General features: G+C 44.6%; 13 protein-coding genes. 10 read left to right on the top strand and 3 right to left on the bottom strand.

What is annotated here, in order from left to right; genetic code table 11:
• The first annotated feature begins 11 nt into the window (after positions 1-11).
• Together DEU30_RS04450 and DEU30_RS04445 are read left to right on the top strand one after the other, a co-directional pair.
• Positions 12-557 (top strand): DUF924 family protein, encoded by a 546-nt coding sequence (locus DEU30_RS04450; protein WP_114981169.1) that lies wholly within the window; start codon positions 12-14, stop codon positions 555-557.
• 98 nt (positions 558-655) lie between these two features.
• Positions 656-2,707 carry a TonB-dependent receptor gene (locus DEU30_RS04445; protein ID WP_114981170.1) on the top strand — a complete coding sequence of 684 codons (2,052 nt, stop codon included), beginning with the start codon at positions 656-658 and terminating at the stop codon, positions 2,705-2,707.
• A gap of 3 nt (positions 2,708-2,710) precedes the next feature.
• Here the strand turns inward: DEU30_RS04445 and DEU30_RS04440 are convergent, their stop codons facing one another.
• Entirely contained in the window at positions 2,711-3,379 is a 669-nt protein-coding gene (locus DEU30_RS04440; protein ID WP_114981171.1) for a haloacid dehalogenase type II, read from the bottom strand.
• A 169-nt stretch (positions 3,380-3,548) separates the two neighbouring features.
• Here DEU30_RS04440 and DEU30_RS04435 point away from each other — a divergent pair, with 169 nt between their 5' ends.
• From DEU30_RS04435 to DEU30_RS04410, 6 genes are all read left to right on the top strand, one after another.
• Positions 3,549-5,924, top strand: coding sequence for a TonB-dependent receptor (locus tag DEU30_RS04435; protein WP_114981172.1), 2,376 nt, complete (start codon positions 3,549-3,551; stop codon positions 5,922-5,924).
• A gap of 65 nt (positions 5,925-5,989) precedes the next feature.
• Entirely contained in the window at positions 5,990-6,784 is a 795-nt protein-coding gene (locus tag DEU30_RS04430) for a DUF817 domain-containing protein (protein WP_011234816.1), read from the top strand.
• Between the two features lie 21 nt (positions 6,785-6,805).
• A complete protein-coding gene (locus DEU30_RS04425) occupies positions 6,806-7,966 on the top strand; it encodes a benzoate/H(+) symporter BenE family transporter (protein ID WP_114981173.1) in 1,161 nt (386 codons plus the stop codon).
• Positions 7,967-8,317: a hypothetical protein gene (locus DEU30_RS04420; protein WP_114981174.1), complete on the top strand. Its 351-nt coding sequence runs from the start codon at positions 7,967-7,969 to the stop codon at positions 8,315-8,317.
• A 122-nt stretch (positions 8,318-8,439) separates the two neighbouring features.
• Positions 8,440-10,755, top strand: coding sequence for a hypothetical protein (locus DEU30_RS04415; RefSeq protein WP_114981175.1), 2,316 nt, complete (start codon positions 8,440-8,442; stop codon positions 10,753-10,755).
• Positions 10,755-12,479: a toxin-antitoxin system YwqK family antitoxin gene (locus DEU30_RS04410; protein ID WP_114981176.1), complete on the top strand. Its 1,725-nt coding sequence runs from the start codon at positions 10,755-10,757 to the stop codon at positions 12,477-12,479. The genes DEU30_RS04415 and DEU30_RS04410 overlap by 1 nt, the downstream gene beginning before the upstream one ends.
• Positions 12,480-12,565: 86 nt before the next feature.
• On the opposite strand, the gene DEU30_RS04405 is transcribed toward DEU30_RS04410, so the two are convergent.
• On the bottom strand, positions 12,566-13,501 hold the full coding sequence (locus DEU30_RS04405) for a D-2-hydroxyacid dehydrogenase (protein ID WP_114981177.1): 936 nt from the start codon (positions 13,499-13,501) through the stop codon (positions 12,566-12,568).
• 202 nt (positions 13,502-13,703) lie between these two features.
• Here DEU30_RS04405 and DEU30_RS04400 point away from each other — a divergent pair, with 202 nt between their 5' ends.
• Together DEU30_RS04400 and DEU30_RS04395 are read left to right on the top strand one after the other, a co-directional pair.
• Entirely contained in the window at positions 13,704-14,747 is a 1,044-nt protein-coding gene (locus DEU30_RS04400) for a hypothetical protein (RefSeq protein ID WP_011234810.1), read from the top strand.
• 10 nt (positions 14,748-14,757) lie between these two features.
• Positions 14,758-15,327 (top strand): LemA family protein, encoded by a 570-nt coding sequence (locus DEU30_RS04395; protein WP_011234809.1) that lies wholly within the window; start codon positions 14,758-14,760, stop codon positions 15,325-15,327.
• A 72-nt stretch (positions 15,328-15,399) separates the two neighbouring features.
• Here DEU30_RS04395 and DEU30_RS04390 read toward each other — a convergent pair whose 3' ends face one another.
• Entirely contained in the window at positions 15,400-16,215 is an 816-nt protein-coding gene (locus tag DEU30_RS04390; RefSeq protein WP_114981178.1) for an NAD-dependent protein deacetylase, read from the bottom strand.
• Positions 16,216-16,248 lie beyond the last annotated feature (33 nt).

Genomic DNA, 16,248 nt, shown 5'->3' with positions numbered 1-16,248 from the left:
GGAGACTTTATATGGTTGCTAAAGCGAACGAGGTTATCGAGTTCTGGTTCAATGAGCTGACGCCAAAGCAATGGTTCGTCAAAAGTGACGAGCTGGATAAATCGATTAAGAAGCGGTTTTCTGACACCCTGGAAGCCGCTGAAAAAGGGGAGCTTTGGCATTGGCGTGGGACTGAAAAAGGGCGTTTAGCCGAGATTATTGTACTTGATCAATTTTCGCGCAATATCTATCGGGATACGCCGAAAGCCTTTGCACAGGACGCTATAGCTTTGGTGCTGGCGCAGGAAGCAGTAGCTCAGTGTGCAGACGAATCGTTAAAATCCCATGAAAAATCTTTTTTATACATGCCTTATATGCACAGTGAGTCGAAGTTGATTCACAAGCAGGCTATTGAGCTTTTCGACCAACCAGGCCTAGAAAACAACTATCAGTTCGAAGTGAGGCATAAAGAAATTATTGATCGTTTTGGTCGTTACCCGCACCGAAATGCCATATTAGGTCGTGAATCCACCTCTGAAGAGGAAGCGTTCCTTAAACAGCCGGGGTCCAGTTTTTAACTTTGTCGCCAGATTCAGCCTTTTGCTCTCAAATTTTCACCGCGAGCGCTTTCCGTAAGGTAAACTGCGAAAAATTTTGAGAAGGGATAACTCCGTCAATGAAGACTTTTAAGTTCGCGTTTCTTTCTGTGGTTGTTTCAGGTGCTTTGTTTAACTCCGCGCAGGTAGATGCGCACGATGGTATTGAACGAATATTAGTTTCTGGGCATCAGGCGAATTTGCTGGGGCAGGCCATGTCGGCTTCTGAAGGTGTGCTGGGGCAACCTGAAATAGAAATTCGGCCTATGTTGCGCACCGGCGAGTTAATGGAACTGATTCCGGGAATGAGTGCAACTCAGCACAGTGGCAGCGGCAAAGCGAACCAGTACTTTTTACGTGGCTTCAACCTCGACCACGGCACTGATTTCGCCACTTATATTGATGGTATGCCAGTTAATATGCCAACTCATGGACACGGTCACGGCTATACCGATATTAACTTTCTTATTCCTGAGCTGATTGAACAGGTGACCTATCAGAAAGGTTCTTATCACGGTGATGTGGGCGACTTTTCCAGTGCCGGTAGCGTGGGTTTCAGTACCCAAATGAACCGGAAAAAAGGCCTTGCAAAAGTGAGCCTGGGTGAAGACGCTTATCAGCGGGTTTTGCTGGCTGACAGCGTTTCTCAGAACAGTACTAATACGACATTATATGGGCTTGAGTATCAGACTTATGATGGCCCCTGGACGGATATTGACGAGGACGTTGATAAAATCAATGCGGTAATACGTCACAGCATCCGTACTTCTGAGGGTGTTCTCACCTTTGGAGCTATGGGTTACGAGAATGAGTGGAACAGTGCTGACCAAATTCCTTCCCGGGCGGTAAGTCAGGGCATTATTGATGAGCTGGGTTCTATTGATGACACTCTGGGCGGCAAAACTCATCGCTACAGCGTCAATGCCATTTACACAACGGCCGATTACGCGCTAACCGCCTATGTTATCGACTACGAGTTGTCGTTATTCTCAAACTTTACGTATTACCTTGATGATCCTGTGCTGGGCGACCAGTTTGAGCAAGTTGATGACAGAAAAATTTACGGTGCATCGGGTAGTTGGCATCCGGATGACAACCTGACTCTGGGCTTCTCAACCCGCTACGACGACATTGGCGAAGTCGGCCTGCACAAGTCGCAACAACGAGAACGACTGGGTACGGTAAGAAGCGATGAGGTTAACGAATGGAGCACCGGCGTTTATGCCAGCTACGACTATCAGTGGACGAGTAGACTACGAACGAATGTGTCATTGCGCTATGACTACTTTGATTTTGACGTTAACTCCTTAGTTGATACTAATATCTATAACGTGGCTCTTGCTCCGAACGACGGTGAAACTTCGGATGACCTCTGGTCTTTTAAAGGAAGTGCCAACTATTTATTAACTGACGACGCGGAGTTGTATCTGTCAGCGGGGCAGGGCTTTCATTCCAACGATGCAAGAGGCACTGTGACAAGTGTTGACCCGAATAATGGCGACGCCGTTGATTCAGTTGATCCGTTGGTCAGAACCTTTGGTTACGAAGTTGGTGTGCGCTGGCGGCCTAATGCCAAATTTAACAGTTCACTGGCACTGTGGTCATTAGAACAGGACAGCGAGTTATTGTTTGTGGGAGACGCTGGTAATACAGAGGCCAGCCGTCCATCAAAACGGCAGGGCATCGAATTGGCTGCCTATTACAATTACAGTGACCAGCTAAGTTTTGATCTTGAATACGCCTATACCGATGCGGAGTTTGATGACAGCAATGTGCTTGAACAGGAAATACCCGGTGCTATGGAAGACATTCTTCAACTGGGCGTGACAAAACGCTTTGATGACAACTGGTTTTCAACGGTTCGTCTGCGCTATTTGGGAGAGCGTCCGTTGGTTGAAAATAACTCAGAGCGTTCCGACAGCTCGACGGTTGTAAACTTCATGGTTGGCAAGAAATGGAACGCATGGGCGGTGAACCTACAGGTTCTTAATGTGTTTGACAGCAATGATCATGACATAGACTACTTTTACGCATCGCGGTTGCCGGGCGAGCCGGCAACCGGTGTGGAAGACTTGCATTATCATGTAATGGAGCCAAGAACCGTTCGTTTTGAACTGTCGTACGAGTTTTAAACCTCACTTTATATTTTCAATCAGCTGTGAAAGCGAGCTTACGGTAATAGTAGGCTCGACTCCCCATGGGTCAAACTGAGCCTCTTTAGTCCGTTTTACCCAGGCGGTTTTCCAGCCCGCGGCGTTAGCTCCAATAATGTCAAAACTGTTACTGGAGATAAGCCAGGTGCTGTCAGCCTGACCGTCCGTTTTATCAAGAAAGTATTGATAAACTTCCGGGTCAGGCTTGAAGCTTTTAATGTCTTTGCAGCTTATAACCTCATTAAAATAGCTGCTTAACTCGGCTTTCTCCAGTAACCCGGAAACGGCCTCCTGGCTGCCATTGGAAAAAGCAAAGCAACCCATGCCCGATAAGCTCAACTTGCTAAGCGCCGCCCTGGCATCATCAAATGCGGGTAGACGCGTATAGGTATCGAGCAAGTCTTCTTTTTGCTCTTCATTTAAAGGTGAACCGTATTCGTTGTTGGTAAACTCCAGGGCTTCTTTAGTGCAAATTGCAAAGTCCTGATATTGCCGCATAAGTCCGCGACGAAACGAATATTCTAATTGCTTATCACGCCAACGACCGGAAAAACTCTCTGCTTTGTCTGTGCCAAGGTATGAACTTAATGTTGAAACCACACCTTGTGCGTCGATAAGCGTGCCATAAACGTCAAAAGCCAAATTCGTCAAAACTACACTCCAGATACTTTAAATACAGGTTCTTCTTCTACGAAAAAAATGAGGATTTAGCTCGCTTTTGTTTTTAGTAATGCGAATTGTTGTTATTTGTATTTACATTTGTAAACAGCATGGGTAGCATACGCAACCGCTTAACTCACACATTTAAGGATAAACAGAAATGGATAAACTTCTACCCAGTTCACTGGCAATACTTATTGCATCGGCTCTAGGAAGTAGTGCCTTGGCAGACGAATACACGGTTCCTGACGATATTGAGCGTATTGTCGTAACAGCCGCTGGATTTGAGCAGAAAATTACCGAGGCACCTGCAAGTATTTCTGTTATCTCAAATGAAGAAATCCGCTCGCGTTCTTTCACTTCGCTGCTCGATGCGGTGAAGTATCAGGAAGGTATCGATATAGGAACCAGCCGCGATAAAACCGGTCAGGGCAGTATCAGTATGCGGGGGTTAACCGGCGACTACACGTTAATACTGGTGGACGGTATACGACAGAACAACCATGGTGATATTTATCCGAATAACTTCGGTGGCAATGCTTTTAACCATATTCCTCCACTGGAAACCATTGACCGAATTGAAGTTATTCGTGGTCCGGCTTCCACCTTATATGGCGCCGATGCGCTTGGCGGTGTCATTAACGTCATTACTAAAAAACACACGGAGGACTGGTCAGGTGCTGTAACCTTCGGACGTAGTCTGCAAACGAACGACAATTTTGGTGATGACTTTACAACGGACTTCAGTGCCACAGGTCCGTTAATTAAAAATGTTTTAAGTCTGGGAGTACGTGGAAGCCTGTATGACCAGCAGGCGTCTTCTCCAGAATTTGAGCCGGCAGTTGATCCAAATGGCACAATACATGTTCGTCAGCTGGGTTTTGGCAGTGGCGGGCGTACTGTTGACAACAAAGACGAGCACTACGGGTTTTCCTTGTCTTACACGCCAGCAAAGAATCATCATATAAAATTTGATTACGATGACTCACATCAGTCTTACGACAATACGCCTTCTTATGATGTTGAAAATGACACTATTACTTATCCTCTGGGCACCAAAGACAGCATAGAAGCTCTTTGGCAGGCGCGTGGAGGAAATGTAAACCCTCGTGCAGGTTATGCGGCGGATCAGACTTTTGATCGTACCTGGTGGTCAATCGCGCATGATGCGGACTGGTCGTTTGGTACCAGCATGATTTCCTTATCCTATGTAGACACACAAAATAATGGCAGAACTTTGCCGTTAAGCGTGGATGAGCGTTTGTTATTGCAGGAAATGTACGATGGCACCGGTGAGTATGCTGGCTTGGGCGAAGATGAGCGGCGCTCAATTGCAGAAGAAACTTTCTTGCCACGGCCGGCTCGTCAGTTAGACAGCAGTCAGTATACCGTTGATGCACGACTGGACATTCCTGTCTCTGGTTTTGCCGGACATCATAACTTTGTTATTGGCGGTCAGCTTATTGATGGTGAACTGGAAGACGGTGTATTTGGTTTAGAGGAAGGCAGTGCTGGCGCTATTCAAGAGCAGAAAATGTACTCTTTGTTTGTGGAAGATAACTGGATGCCAATTGCTGACTTCACCCTGACCGGTGGTGTTCGTTACGACAAACACGACGTTTTCGGAAGTCAGGTATCGCCGCGCCTTTATGCGGTTTATAACCTGAGTTCCGCATGGACGCTGAAAGGAGGCGTTAGCACCGGTTATAAAACGCCGAAAACCACCGACTTGTATGATGGCATCGTTGGGTTTGGTGGACAGGGAACCATGCCTTTTGCCGGTAATCCGGAGCTACAGCCTGAAACCAGCGTAAACTCTGAAATTGCAGTTTACTGGAATTCAGATAACGGCGATCACAACTTTAACATCACCTACTTTAATACGCGGTTTGAGGACAAAATTGCCCGTGGCGATACAGTTTTAAGCTGTGAAGCAACCGATAACGTGCGTCCTTGCGTTAACTTAGGTGAATATGAGCAGCTGGGTTATGACTCATGGGCGCAAAGTATCAACATTGACGAAGTCGATGTGCAGGGCGTTGAGGTTGCAGCGCGTTACGCAATAAGCGAAGCCTGGTCACTACGCGGTAATTATACATGGACAGACAGCGAGCAGAAAAGCGGTAGTCAGATTGGTCAGCCTTTAACGAATACAGCGGAGCACATGGCCAATTTATGGCTGAACTGGAGTGCTTCGGATGATCTTTCTATCTACTTACAAGGTGAATTCCGTTCCGATCGCTACCGTGGTTATGACAGTGTTACCGAACAACAACTGTACTTTGAGAACTACAGCTTGTTTAACTTAGGCGCTAACTACAAGTTAACGGAGTCGGTAGACTTGAACCTGCGCATCAATAACTTATTGGATCGCGATTTCACAACCTACTCAACAACTTATACTGACCTTAACGGTGATGGTGAGTTTGAATACATTACCGGACGAGGTGCCGTTAGCGAAGTTGTTTTCACTGATGATTACAATGTGAAAGATAAAGCCAGAAACTTCTGGTTTGGTGTTACCATTAGCTTCTAAATTGCCAGCAGGTAAGGCACTATTATTCAGTGCCTTACCTGTTCTGAATTCTCTGGATTGAAGATATGGACATCAAAACGTTTGCAAAGGAACTGTGGTTATTTGGTGTAAAACAAGCTTACGCCTGCGTTTTCGGTGGTTTTTTACTGGCACTCATGTTGATAACCAAGTTCTGGTATCCGCTGGAAGCATTACATCGTTACGACTTCATTTTCCTGGCCGCCATCGGCTTTCAAATTCTTCTTTTAGTCTTCAGGCTTGAGACTCTGCGTGAATGCGTTGTCATTCTGGTGTTCCATATTGTAGCAACGATTATGGAGTTGTTTAAAACCTCAGACGCAATAGGTGCCTGGGTTTATCCGGAAGATTATGTCTTTGGTATTGCCAACGTGCCTCTATTTACAGGGTTCATGTATAGTGCCGTCGGAAGTTATATTGCCCGGGTCTGGCGCATCTTCGAATTTGAATACTCTTATTATCCGCCCAAGAGCCTCACTTTGGTGTTAGTAACTCTGGTTTATATCAACTTTTTTAGTCACCACTATATTTGGGATATGCGCTGGGTTTTACTGGCTTTTACATTCTTTCTGTTTTATCGGACAGCTATTTATTACAAAATCAACAGCACACATCGTAGTATGCCTATTTTACTGGGATGGTTCCTGGTTGCGCTATTTATCTGGTTTGCTGAAAATATTGCCACTTATGCCAATATCTGGATTTATCCGAACCAGTCTGGCGAGTGGCAAATGGTGCCGCTTGCCAAATTAAGCTCCTGGTTTTTATTAATGCTACTGAGCTTCGTATTAGTGGCTTCAATTAATAGAATTAAAATACGCAGAAGAAACGAAGCGATATAAACAGACCACAAAGGAAGTGCCATGAGGTTTTCCATTTCTCATATTATGGCTGGGGCGACAGCTGTTTTTGTTGGTTACAGCAGTGCGGTTGTTTTAATTCTCGAAGCCGTAAAAAGCCTCAATGGCTCGGTGGCGTTGCAGAGTTCCTGGTTGCTGGCTTTAGGTTTAGCTATGGGGCTAAGCAGTATTATTCTGTCGTGGCGATATAAAGCCCCGATATTGACTGCATGGTCCACACCGGGTGTTGCACTACTCATTATTGCACTTGCCGGTGTTTCAGTCGCTGAAGCGGTTGGCATTTTTATTTTTTCATCGGGTTTAATTTTACTTAGCGGCCTAAGCGGTATCTCTGACCGACTTTTAAAATACATTCCTGTCGAAATAGCGGCTGCTATATTGGCCGGAATTTTACTTAAGTTTGTGCTCGCTTTAGTTCCGGCCTTTGATAATCAGCCTTTAATTACTGCAACTTTAGTCATTGTTTATTTTGTGATGCGGAAGCTTACACCCAAGCTGGTTTTTTTCTGGGTGTTGCTGGCTGCAGTGGGCTTGCCAGTACTGACGAAGCAGTTTGATGCAAGCAAATTGATTGTCTCCGCTCCAGATTGGGTCTGGGTATGGCCTGATTTCAACTTCTCTTTACTGGTTGGGGTTGGCATTCCTTTGTATGTTGTCACTATGGTTTCCCAGAACCTGCCGGGCATTATGATGTTGCGCAGTAACGGCTATGCGGTGCCGCTGTCACCGCTGTTACGGGTGACTGGGTTATTCGGTGTCATTATGGCTCCACTTGGGGTTTTCGCAATAAATCTGGCCGCAATTACAGCCGCAATTTGTCAAACCACAGATGCCGATACTGATCGCAATCAGCGTTACAAAGCGGCCATAGCAGCGGGCGTTTTCTATATTATTGCCGGGCTTGCTGGCTCATTAATTGTTGGGCTGTTTCTGGCTTTACCAACCGAAGCAACGTCGGCTCTGGCTGGCTTAGCTTTACTACCTGTGCTTGCGGTTAATTTTCGGCAGGCGTTTAGTTCTGAAGATACTTTGCTTGCTTCGGTTATGGCTTTTATTGTTACAGCATCTGGGGTCAATTTCTTAGGTATTAATAGCTCATTCTGGGGCTTATTAATTGGTTTAGTCGGGTATTATTTTCTGAGTAATGTCAGCAGGGAAAAGTAGATGAAAAAATTTATTTTATTAAGTGCATTCATATTATCTGGTGCAGCATTCGGAGATACGCTGACAACAGAACACTATATTGTTGAAATTGAACGCCACTGTCAGGAGGGTTCTGTTACATGCGATAACGTGAGTTATGTCGGCGTGTCGAAAATATCAGGCAATCGCATAGAGCTTAACGGCAAAACTCTTCATTCACTTTGTGCTGATGGAGTGACTCCTTGCCGTTTTCAGGGGTATCAATTCAAAAACGGGAATACGACTTATAAAGTCTTTGAATCAGGTTTACTTCAAATTATTCAAAATAATGAAGATGTTCTGGTGGAAGAACAGGGCGACTGGTCATATTAAGTACTTAATTGAATTATCAGTGTAAAGGATCTGTTAAGACTGGCAGTCTGTATTGAGCCAGGATTTAATACTGCTTATTATATGACTTTATTCATATTCGTTTATAAATTTTAAGGAAGCTTATGTTAGGGCGTCTATCATTCGTGGCTTTTTCAGCTCTTCTCGTTGTAGCTTGTTCTGAAAGTGGCCCTCCAACGACCTTATCGTTTAACCCCGATGACGGTGAGCAGCGACGGTATCAAATGTACTCGGATACCAACATCAAAGTTGAGAGTAAGCATTACGGCAACCGTTCAGAAAGACTCAAAACTATGATGTTACTGGACTATGAAGTGTCCGATAAATCCGATGTCTACAGCATAAGAATGAAACCTCAGTATATGCGAATGGAGTTTCCGCAAGGAGATTTTACGAGCTTTGAAGATGATGGTCGTGGAAGCTCTGGTGATAGCATTCGGAAAATGATGGATGCCGGGTTCACGGTTGATATTGATAAAGACACCAGTGCAATGGTGGACTTTACTATTCATGAAGAGCCGGAAGATCTTCGTAAGCAAGGGTTGGATCCTTTACAAGAAATATTAAACGACGAGTTCGGACGTCCGGGTTTTATTAATGACTTAAAAGTTGAAAAAGGCGCAACTCAGACCATAGAGCTAAAAAAACCATTACCGGAAATTACCTTTCAAGTAGAAGACTTTACCGATAGTACGGTGACTTTATCAGCGACTGGTGAAAATAATGAGGCAAAAGTGTTCGGTTATGTTGTGCTGGAACGTGACACTGGCTGGACTGAACGTTTAACTATGATTATGGATATGCCGCTTCCTGAAGAAGCTGCGGTATCTAATGGCTCAATGCGAATGGTGACGTCAATTTACCCGGAAGACTGGCTGTATGGTCAGAACCTGGAGCATTTGGGTTATGACGAGCCTTTTACCATTGATAATACGGACTTTAGCGAACTTAACTCAAACAACAAAGCGACCGATGCAGAAGTATTAGCTAATGATTCAGGAAAAATCGATTTTTACGGCGGTCATATTTCTTTGACATATAGCCATCCCGGGGTAAGTTTTGAAAGTATGGGCTCTATGTCGATAAAAGCGAAAGACTTTATAGCTAAAGATAGTGAGGGGAACGCTCTTGATATTAAGCTTCATGAAAATGGGGTTTTTACATATACAGACAGTAGTAACGAAAAATCAGAAACGTTAATGCATTTACTCCCTTTGGGCTGGACTGATGTCGTTGATGATTTTGAGCAAATGACATCAATAGAAGCGACTCTGGAACGCTATGAAACAAGCTATGAAATTGTTGAGTTTCCAATAGATAAAGATGGCTCGAGCATAGAAATGCATGGCGCCAAAGCGATTTTGGTTCCCACCAAAAAGGACAAAGAGTTTGAACTGAAATTAACGGCCACTAATGACGCTTATTTCGATAGCCAGGTAAATGGGGTTAGCCGGGCGGTTTTAAATTACGACACAGATGCATCGGCACCTGACTGGGTATCTAGTGCAGAGAGCCGCGCGTTAGCTATTGCCAAACGAGGAGACTATGCGGTAACTCTGAGAATAGCGTTTGAGGATGAATTGCCTGAGACAATTGAGCTTAAATTTAACCGTGTTACAGATAATAAAACTTCTGAGAAGAAAATTGTTTTTTATGATGAAGAAACGCTTAGAAGTGATACCTCGATTGCCCCGGTTGATACCGTTCCTTTGTTCAAATCGGATGAGATGGCGGTCTCAGTTAATGATCGGGATCTTGAGTTTTCTACATCGACATTGGGTGAGTTAGAGCCTACCAGTTTTGACCGCCCTCAGCTGTACTTAACTCTAAGCCCTGAACAGGCGGGTGTTTGTGAGCTGGATACCGAGGGCAAAAGTGAGGGAAACAAACATAAGCTGGTCATGAGAGAAAATGCTGATCCCAATAGACGTAATGTTGTTTCGCATTTAAAAATGCCGAAAAAAGTGGTCTATCAATTAATGACAGACGACGGTGTACAGCGTTTCTTTTACGATACTGAAGTTGTCTTAGAACTTCGTTGTGACGGGCGGCCGGAATGGCAGTCAGTCGATATCGCTTTAGGTGAAAAAAGCTGGATGATTCCGGTTGAATCTCTATTGGGTGAAGACTGGGACGAACAGCAAGCAGAAGTCGTTATGAGTGAGTTCTTAAGAAAGTATCGTTTTTTGAACGCTAAAGGAAAGGCGTTAGCAGTCCTGCCACAGAACGATGGAGGCTATTCTGTCGACTACTTAAATTCAGAGTTTAGTGACTTTGTGTCCGATGACGGTTTTTTACGCATTGGTGGGCGAGTAGACAAAGTTGAGCAACTTATTGCTAAAGGTGACCCGGTAACAAAAGAATGGACTCACCAACTGCCCCCTATGCCTGATTTTGAATCTTTACAGGAGGCCAATTAATGACTTTCAGTAAAGTACTTTTTGCTATCGCTTCCAGTTTAATTGTGTCTAATGCCTTTGCATTTTCTGCCGAGCAAAATGGTCAGAATAATGAAGTGCCGGAAACAGTGGCTGAAGCTGAGAAGTCAATTAAATGGCTGGATGATGAATTACAGCCAACAGATGACAGAAGTGAAGCCGAATATTTATTAGATAAAGTAGAAAAGACAGACGACGGTTTTCGTCTTTTTATCAACTACATTGATGGCGGGCCTTATTATGAAACCGGCTCAGATTCCCTTAATTTTGCTGAGGCCATAGCGATTGGGCCGTATAAAACCTACTTTGAATCTGGTGTTTTAAGATCGGAAGGTCAGCGGGATACTAATGGTGAACAGCAAGGTGAAACTACCGTTTACTCCAAAAATGGTCATAAAAAACGTGAGATGACCTATAAAGATGGTGAGCTCAATGGACCTTACAGAACTTATGCGTCGACAGGTTACTTATTGACCGAAAAAACCATGAAGGACGGCGAGCGTAATGGTTTGATGCGTCATTATTATGAAAATGGTCAGGTTAAGTATGAAGCTGAATATAAAGATGATGTTGAGCAAGGAATAGGAAAACGTTGGGACTTTGAAGGGAATTTGGTTAAAGAATCCTTTTATGAGGATGGTGTGCTCAATGGTTTGTCAACTGACTATTATGAGGATGGTTCGGTTAAACGAACGCAAGAATATAAAAATCGTAAACGGGTAGGCGAAACTAAGCTGTATCACAAAAACGGCGAATTAAGGCAATATGAAAAGCGTAACGACGATGGAAAACTGCTTACATCCCGTAGCTATGATGAAAACGGTCAGTTAATTCGTTCAAGCGAACATGTTGAAACCGCCGAACACGGCTTAGTTAAAGTAAAAAAATGGTACAACGATTCGGAGCAACTGACCCGCTTAAACCGTCAGGCTGTTGATAACAGCTGGCGATTAAATGAAAGTTATGACGAAGATGGAAACGTGCGAGACCGCCGTGAGTTTAAAGGCTACGATCTGCATGGCCTTTATATTTCTCGATATGGAAATGGTCTGGAAAAAGTCCGTTTTGTTGAAGGTAAGCGGCATGGCCCCTATACGATAACCGATAAAGACGGAAAGGTTACGACCTCCGGTGAATACGATCATGGGAAGAAAGTTGGTGAATGGGTTTCAAAAGACAGCTACGGTGAGATAAACGAGCATTACGACCAAGAGGGTAAGCTTGATGGTGTCCGTGAAGTCTATGGTGAAAATGGTGATTTGCGTTTACGCGAGCACTATAAAGATGACTTGCTAGACGGGGCTTATCAGGAATACGCCGACGGTGAACTCGTTGTTGAAGGCGAGTATGTCGAGGGTAAACGCGAGGGAGAGTGGCAAGTTGCTCTTGGCTATGCGCCTTATGAAATATCCCGGGGAAGCTATGAAAACGGCGTTAAAGTAGGGGAGTGGCGTACTTATTCTCCACAAGGTTACTTGCGTGGCGTTGAGTCATTCGATAGTGAAGGCTACCTGGACGGTATTGTTGTGAACTTCACTGATGAAGGCGCGTTATACAATATCAGCGAGTATAAAAGAGACAGGCGACATGGAAAAAGCTGGTCTTATACACAATCAGGGCAGCCGTTTTCAATCTCTGTTTACGAGGATGGCAGGTTGAAAGAGGAGCGCTTTGAGGATGAATTTGAACTGAGTGAATTTCCTTAAACGGAAGCTTATTAACCTTGATTAATACGTGTTGGCAGCCTGAAAACAGTTGCCAACACATTAATATTCGAAAGTTAACTCAAGTTTTAGTTCTTGCCCTGAATACTCTGAATATTTTCGGCAGTAAGCTCCACAATGCGCTGCCGCGCTTCAGGTGATGTCCAGGCGTTGTGAGGTGTGACAATCATGTTTAATCCCTCGTTCATCGCATCCAACAAGGGGTTGCCACCTTTAGGCGGTTCCTGAGGCAGAACATCAGCGGCAACACCACCTATTTCTCCCGCTCGTAGCGCCTCGGTAACATCCTGTTCATTGATAACACCACCCCGGGCATTATTAATAATTAGAGCGTCTTTTTTACAAAGTTTGAGATTATCTGCGTTAAGCAAGTTTTTGGTGTCATCCGTTAACGGACAATGAAAAGAGATAACGTCCGCCGAAGGTAGTAGCTCATTTAGCGTTGGCCGCGGATCATCTTTCTTTCCGGGGCGTGCTGAGAACTCAACGTGCATCCCCAAAGCTTCTGCCAGAGTTTTTACCTCCTGGCCGAGCTCACCAGAACCAACAATAACTAACTTCTTGCCGGCCAGTTGAATAATGGATGGGTCTAACAGGCAGAACATGGACGAACTTTGCCAGTCACCGGCGGCAACTCGTTTTTGCATAATGGGTTGCTTAGTCGCCAGCGAAAGCATCATCATCAAAGTATGCTGAACCACGCTTTGTGTACCGTAAGCTTCAACATTTTTAACCGGAATACTCCGTTTTTTGGCAGCAGCTAAATCAATATTGTTCATTCCCGTGGCTAACACGCAAATTAGCTTTAACTGTTCAGCGGACTCAAGGGCCTGTTCATTAATGACGACTTTATTTGTGATAACAATTTCAGCATCGTTAATTCGCTCATTAAGCTGTTCGGTCGTTGTTGAATCATATAAAACCAGTTCGTCGACGGACTTTTCAATAGCGGAGAGATCAATTCCCTTGCCCAGGGTTTCTGCATCGAGTATGACAGCTTTCATTAATTACCTCTTAATGGCGTCTTTATTTGCATAGGAGCTAAGCATCTTAGCAGAAATTATAAAAGCTCATTTAGTTAAGCTTAATTTTTTAGCGCTATTTACACTCATAAAATGAGTCCGTTAAGGGCTGAGTTTTACAAATATTAACTGGTATCGAAAAGACCGAAGCATTAAACTGGACACCTATTTTTAACTAATTCCTATGTTGATTGCCGTGCTCTATCAGAAAAACAACAAAGCCCTTATTGAATTGCTAAAGCGCACTGAAACGCAGGCGCATAACAGCCGTACCCGAGAGAATCTCGACGCGGTTATTGATGACTTGAAAGGTTTTTCCGGAAGCTACCAGTTTAATATGAAAGCTTACTGGATAGCTTTTGCCGTGTTTTTGTTAGCAACTGCCGCATTAACTTACTGGGACTGGTCTCAGTGGCAACGCTTTCAGCAAAGTACCTGGATTATTCTGGCCGTAGGTAGTGTTTTAACTTTGGTTGCCGGAATAACTGCTTTTTACCCGGGCAGGCTGATGGCAAAGGCGTCGCATGCTTTACTGCAACGCGATGGTTTACTGGACAACGACTTGTCGCCCGCTGTATTTGAAAGCAGAGCCGCATCAAATGAGTTCCAGCAGCGCTTCAGTGATTTTAATCGGGGGAATTACAAACGTGAAATTCGTGCGCTTTATGATGGAAGCTACAGTGGCAGCGAATATTCGTTTCAGTATCAGTATTATCACTTTCACTATGTTGATGAGCGGATTGTCACTGAAACCTATACGGACAGCAAAGGTGAGGTAAGAACACGCAGAAAGAAAGTGTACGATCATTATGATCGCTACGGGCTTATTTTGCCTTTTGGCTTGTTACGCAATGTTGCTGTTGTAGGTTTTGGCCTTCCGGGGGCAGGAAAAGCCACTTATAAGCCAGCTTCCAACCGTTTTAACAAAGAATTTAAAGTGGTTGCAGCCAGTGAATTAGAAGCTGCAAAAGCGATGAAACCAACCGTGGTTATCGCTTTTGAAGAGTTCTCTGAGGTATTATCGCAAGTGAATTTCGAGGTGAATGACGCCGGTGACTTGTGTCTTTCGTTTGCGGATAAAGACCTTATTGCTACAACGAAAGAGGCTAAGATATGCGACTATGAGGCATTTATTGAAGCCTTGGATGGCGAGCAGGAGTTTGCAAAATTAAAGACATCGCTTGATTTTATCCACTATGTAATGACCAAACTGGACAGTAACTTTTAGGAGTAAAAAAATGACAGGAACATGGATAGCCATTGGCATAGCCCTTGTTTTAGTAATAGCCGTTATTGCGATATATAACGCCATTATTAGCCGCGCAAATGCTGTCGAGAGAGCATGGGCTAACGTTATTACACAAGAGCGTCAAAAAAATAAAATTATTCCGCACTTAGAAGATGTCGTGAAAGATTATAAAGAGTTCGAACAGGGCACTTTGACCAAAGTGACCGAACTGCGTAGTGCTCTGCAGGGTCTGGATAGTGGTAAAGTCGATACGGCTAAGCTTGAGCAGGCGGAAGCCAGAACTGGCGAACTGCTTAAAAGCCTTAACGTTACTGTCGAGAACTACCCGGAACTGAAGGCCTCAGAAACTTATCAGAAATTGATGAGAGAAATTACCGACCAGCAAGAAAACATTGGTGCGGCAATTCGTATCTTTAACCAGAACGTAGAAGACTTTAACAACGGTATTGAAGTGTTCCCAAATTCATTGGTTAACTCTATGCTGAACCATAAAGAAAAAATAAAAACTTTCTCCGACTCTCAGGCTGAAGAAGGTTTTGAGTACAAGCCGAATATTTAATACTCTTGTTTTTCCCTACAGCCCGTTAATTTCATAACGGGCACTTAACTGGAAAGAATAACAGCATCTGGTTCATGCCAGTACGTCCTTGATAGAGCAGTTGAGCTTTAGAGTTGCCAGCTCATCGGCTCGTGTTTTCCCCAGAGTTAACAGAGCAACAGGTTGATTGTTTTGGTGAGCCTGACGTGCAAAGCGATAACCCGAAAAGACCATAAGCGAGGTGCCAATAGCGAGTAGGGCGTTACTGTTCTCTAGCGCTTTTTGAGCTTCTTCAACTCGCGGGCGGGGTACGTTGTCACCAAAGTACACGACATCGGGTTTTAGAATACCACCGCAGCTTCGGCAGTCGGCGACTTTGAATTGTTCAAAGTCGGCTTCAAGGTCTGCATCACCGTCCGGAGCGGCGGTTGCCTCTAAAGCAGCAAAGTCCGGGTTCAATTTCAGACTGCGTTCATGCATCTCCAACCGTGGGGTTATTTTCCTACAGCTCATGCAGACCATGTCGTTGGCGTATCCGTGTAAGTTAATGACACGAGTGGCTCCGGCTTTTTGGTGTAGGCCGTCCACATTCTGCGTGATAACACAGCCAATAAGCCCTTGCTGCTGCAATTTGGCTATCGCGTAATGCGCTGAGTTAGGCCTGGCGTGATAAAGCACTGGCCAGCCAAACAAGCTTCGCGCCCAGTACCTTTTTCGTACCGCTTCGCTGCGCATGTAATCCTGATGCTGAACCGGAGGCGTACGCTTCCATTCGCCATCATTATCGCGATAGTCGGGAATTCCTGAGTCTGTACTTATGCCGGCGCCGGTAATGACTGTTACGGGGGCATTGTCTCGCAAGAATGTCATTAGGGCCTTACGAGCCTGGGTAGGGTCAGTTATTGTCATATAAATGGAAACGCATATGTGAGTTACTACTTT

Origin of the sequence: Idiomarina sp. 017G, assembly GCF_004362265.1 — a bacterium.
Taxonomy (GTDB): domain Bacteria; phylum Pseudomonadota; class Gammaproteobacteria; order Enterobacterales; family Alteromonadaceae; genus Idiomarina; species Idiomarina loihiensis.
This window is presented reverse-complemented; position numbering and strand designations above follow the sequence as displayed.

Excerpts from the sequence above, each read along its gene's own strand:
- DEU30_RS04405 (WP_114981177.1), bottom strand. The coding sequence starts at position 13,501 with ATGAAAGCTGTCATACTCGATGCAGAAACCCTGGGCAAGGGAATTGAT.
- DEU30_RS04430 (WP_011234816.1), top strand. The coding sequence starts at position 5,990 with ATGGACATCAAAACGTTTGCAAAGGAACTGTGGTTATTTGGTGTAAAA.
- DEU30_RS04445 (WP_114981170.1), top strand. The coding sequence starts at position 656 with ATGAAGACTTTTAAGTTCGCGTTTCTTTCTGTGGTTGTTTCAGGTGCT.
- DEU30_RS04425 (WP_114981173.1), top strand. The coding sequence starts at position 6,806 with ATGAGGTTTTCCATTTCTCATATTATGGCTGGGGCGACAGCTGTTTTT.
- DEU30_RS04450 (WP_114981169.1), top strand. The coding sequence starts at position 12 with ATGGTTGCTAAAGCGAACGAGGTTATCGAGTTCTGGTTCAATGAGCTG.
- DEU30_RS04435 (WP_114981172.1), top strand. The coding sequence starts at position 3,549 with ATGGATAAACTTCTACCCAGTTCACTGGCAATACTTATTGCATCGGCT.
- DEU30_RS04420 (WP_114981174.1), top strand. The coding sequence starts at position 7,967 with ATGAAAAAATTTATTTTATTAAGTGCATTCATATTATCTGGTGCAGCA.
- DEU30_RS04395 (WP_011234809.1), top strand. The coding sequence starts at position 14,758 with ATGACAGGAACATGGATAGCCATTGGCATAGCCCTTGTTTTAGTAATA.
- DEU30_RS04400 (WP_011234810.1), top strand. The coding sequence starts at position 13,704 with ATGTTGATTGCCGTGCTCTATCAGAAAAACAACAAAGCCCTTATTGAA.
- DEU30_RS04410 (WP_114981176.1), top strand. The coding sequence starts at position 10,755 with ATGACTTTCAGTAAAGTACTTTTTGCTATCGCTTCCAGTTTAATTGTG.
- DEU30_RS04415 (WP_114981175.1), top strand. The coding sequence starts at position 8,440 with ATGTTAGGGCGTCTATCATTCGTGGCTTTTTCAGCTCTTCTCGTTGTA.
- DEU30_RS04390 (WP_114981178.1), bottom strand. The coding sequence starts at position 16,215 with ATGACAATAACTGACCCTACCCAGGCTCGTAAGGCCCTAATGACATTC.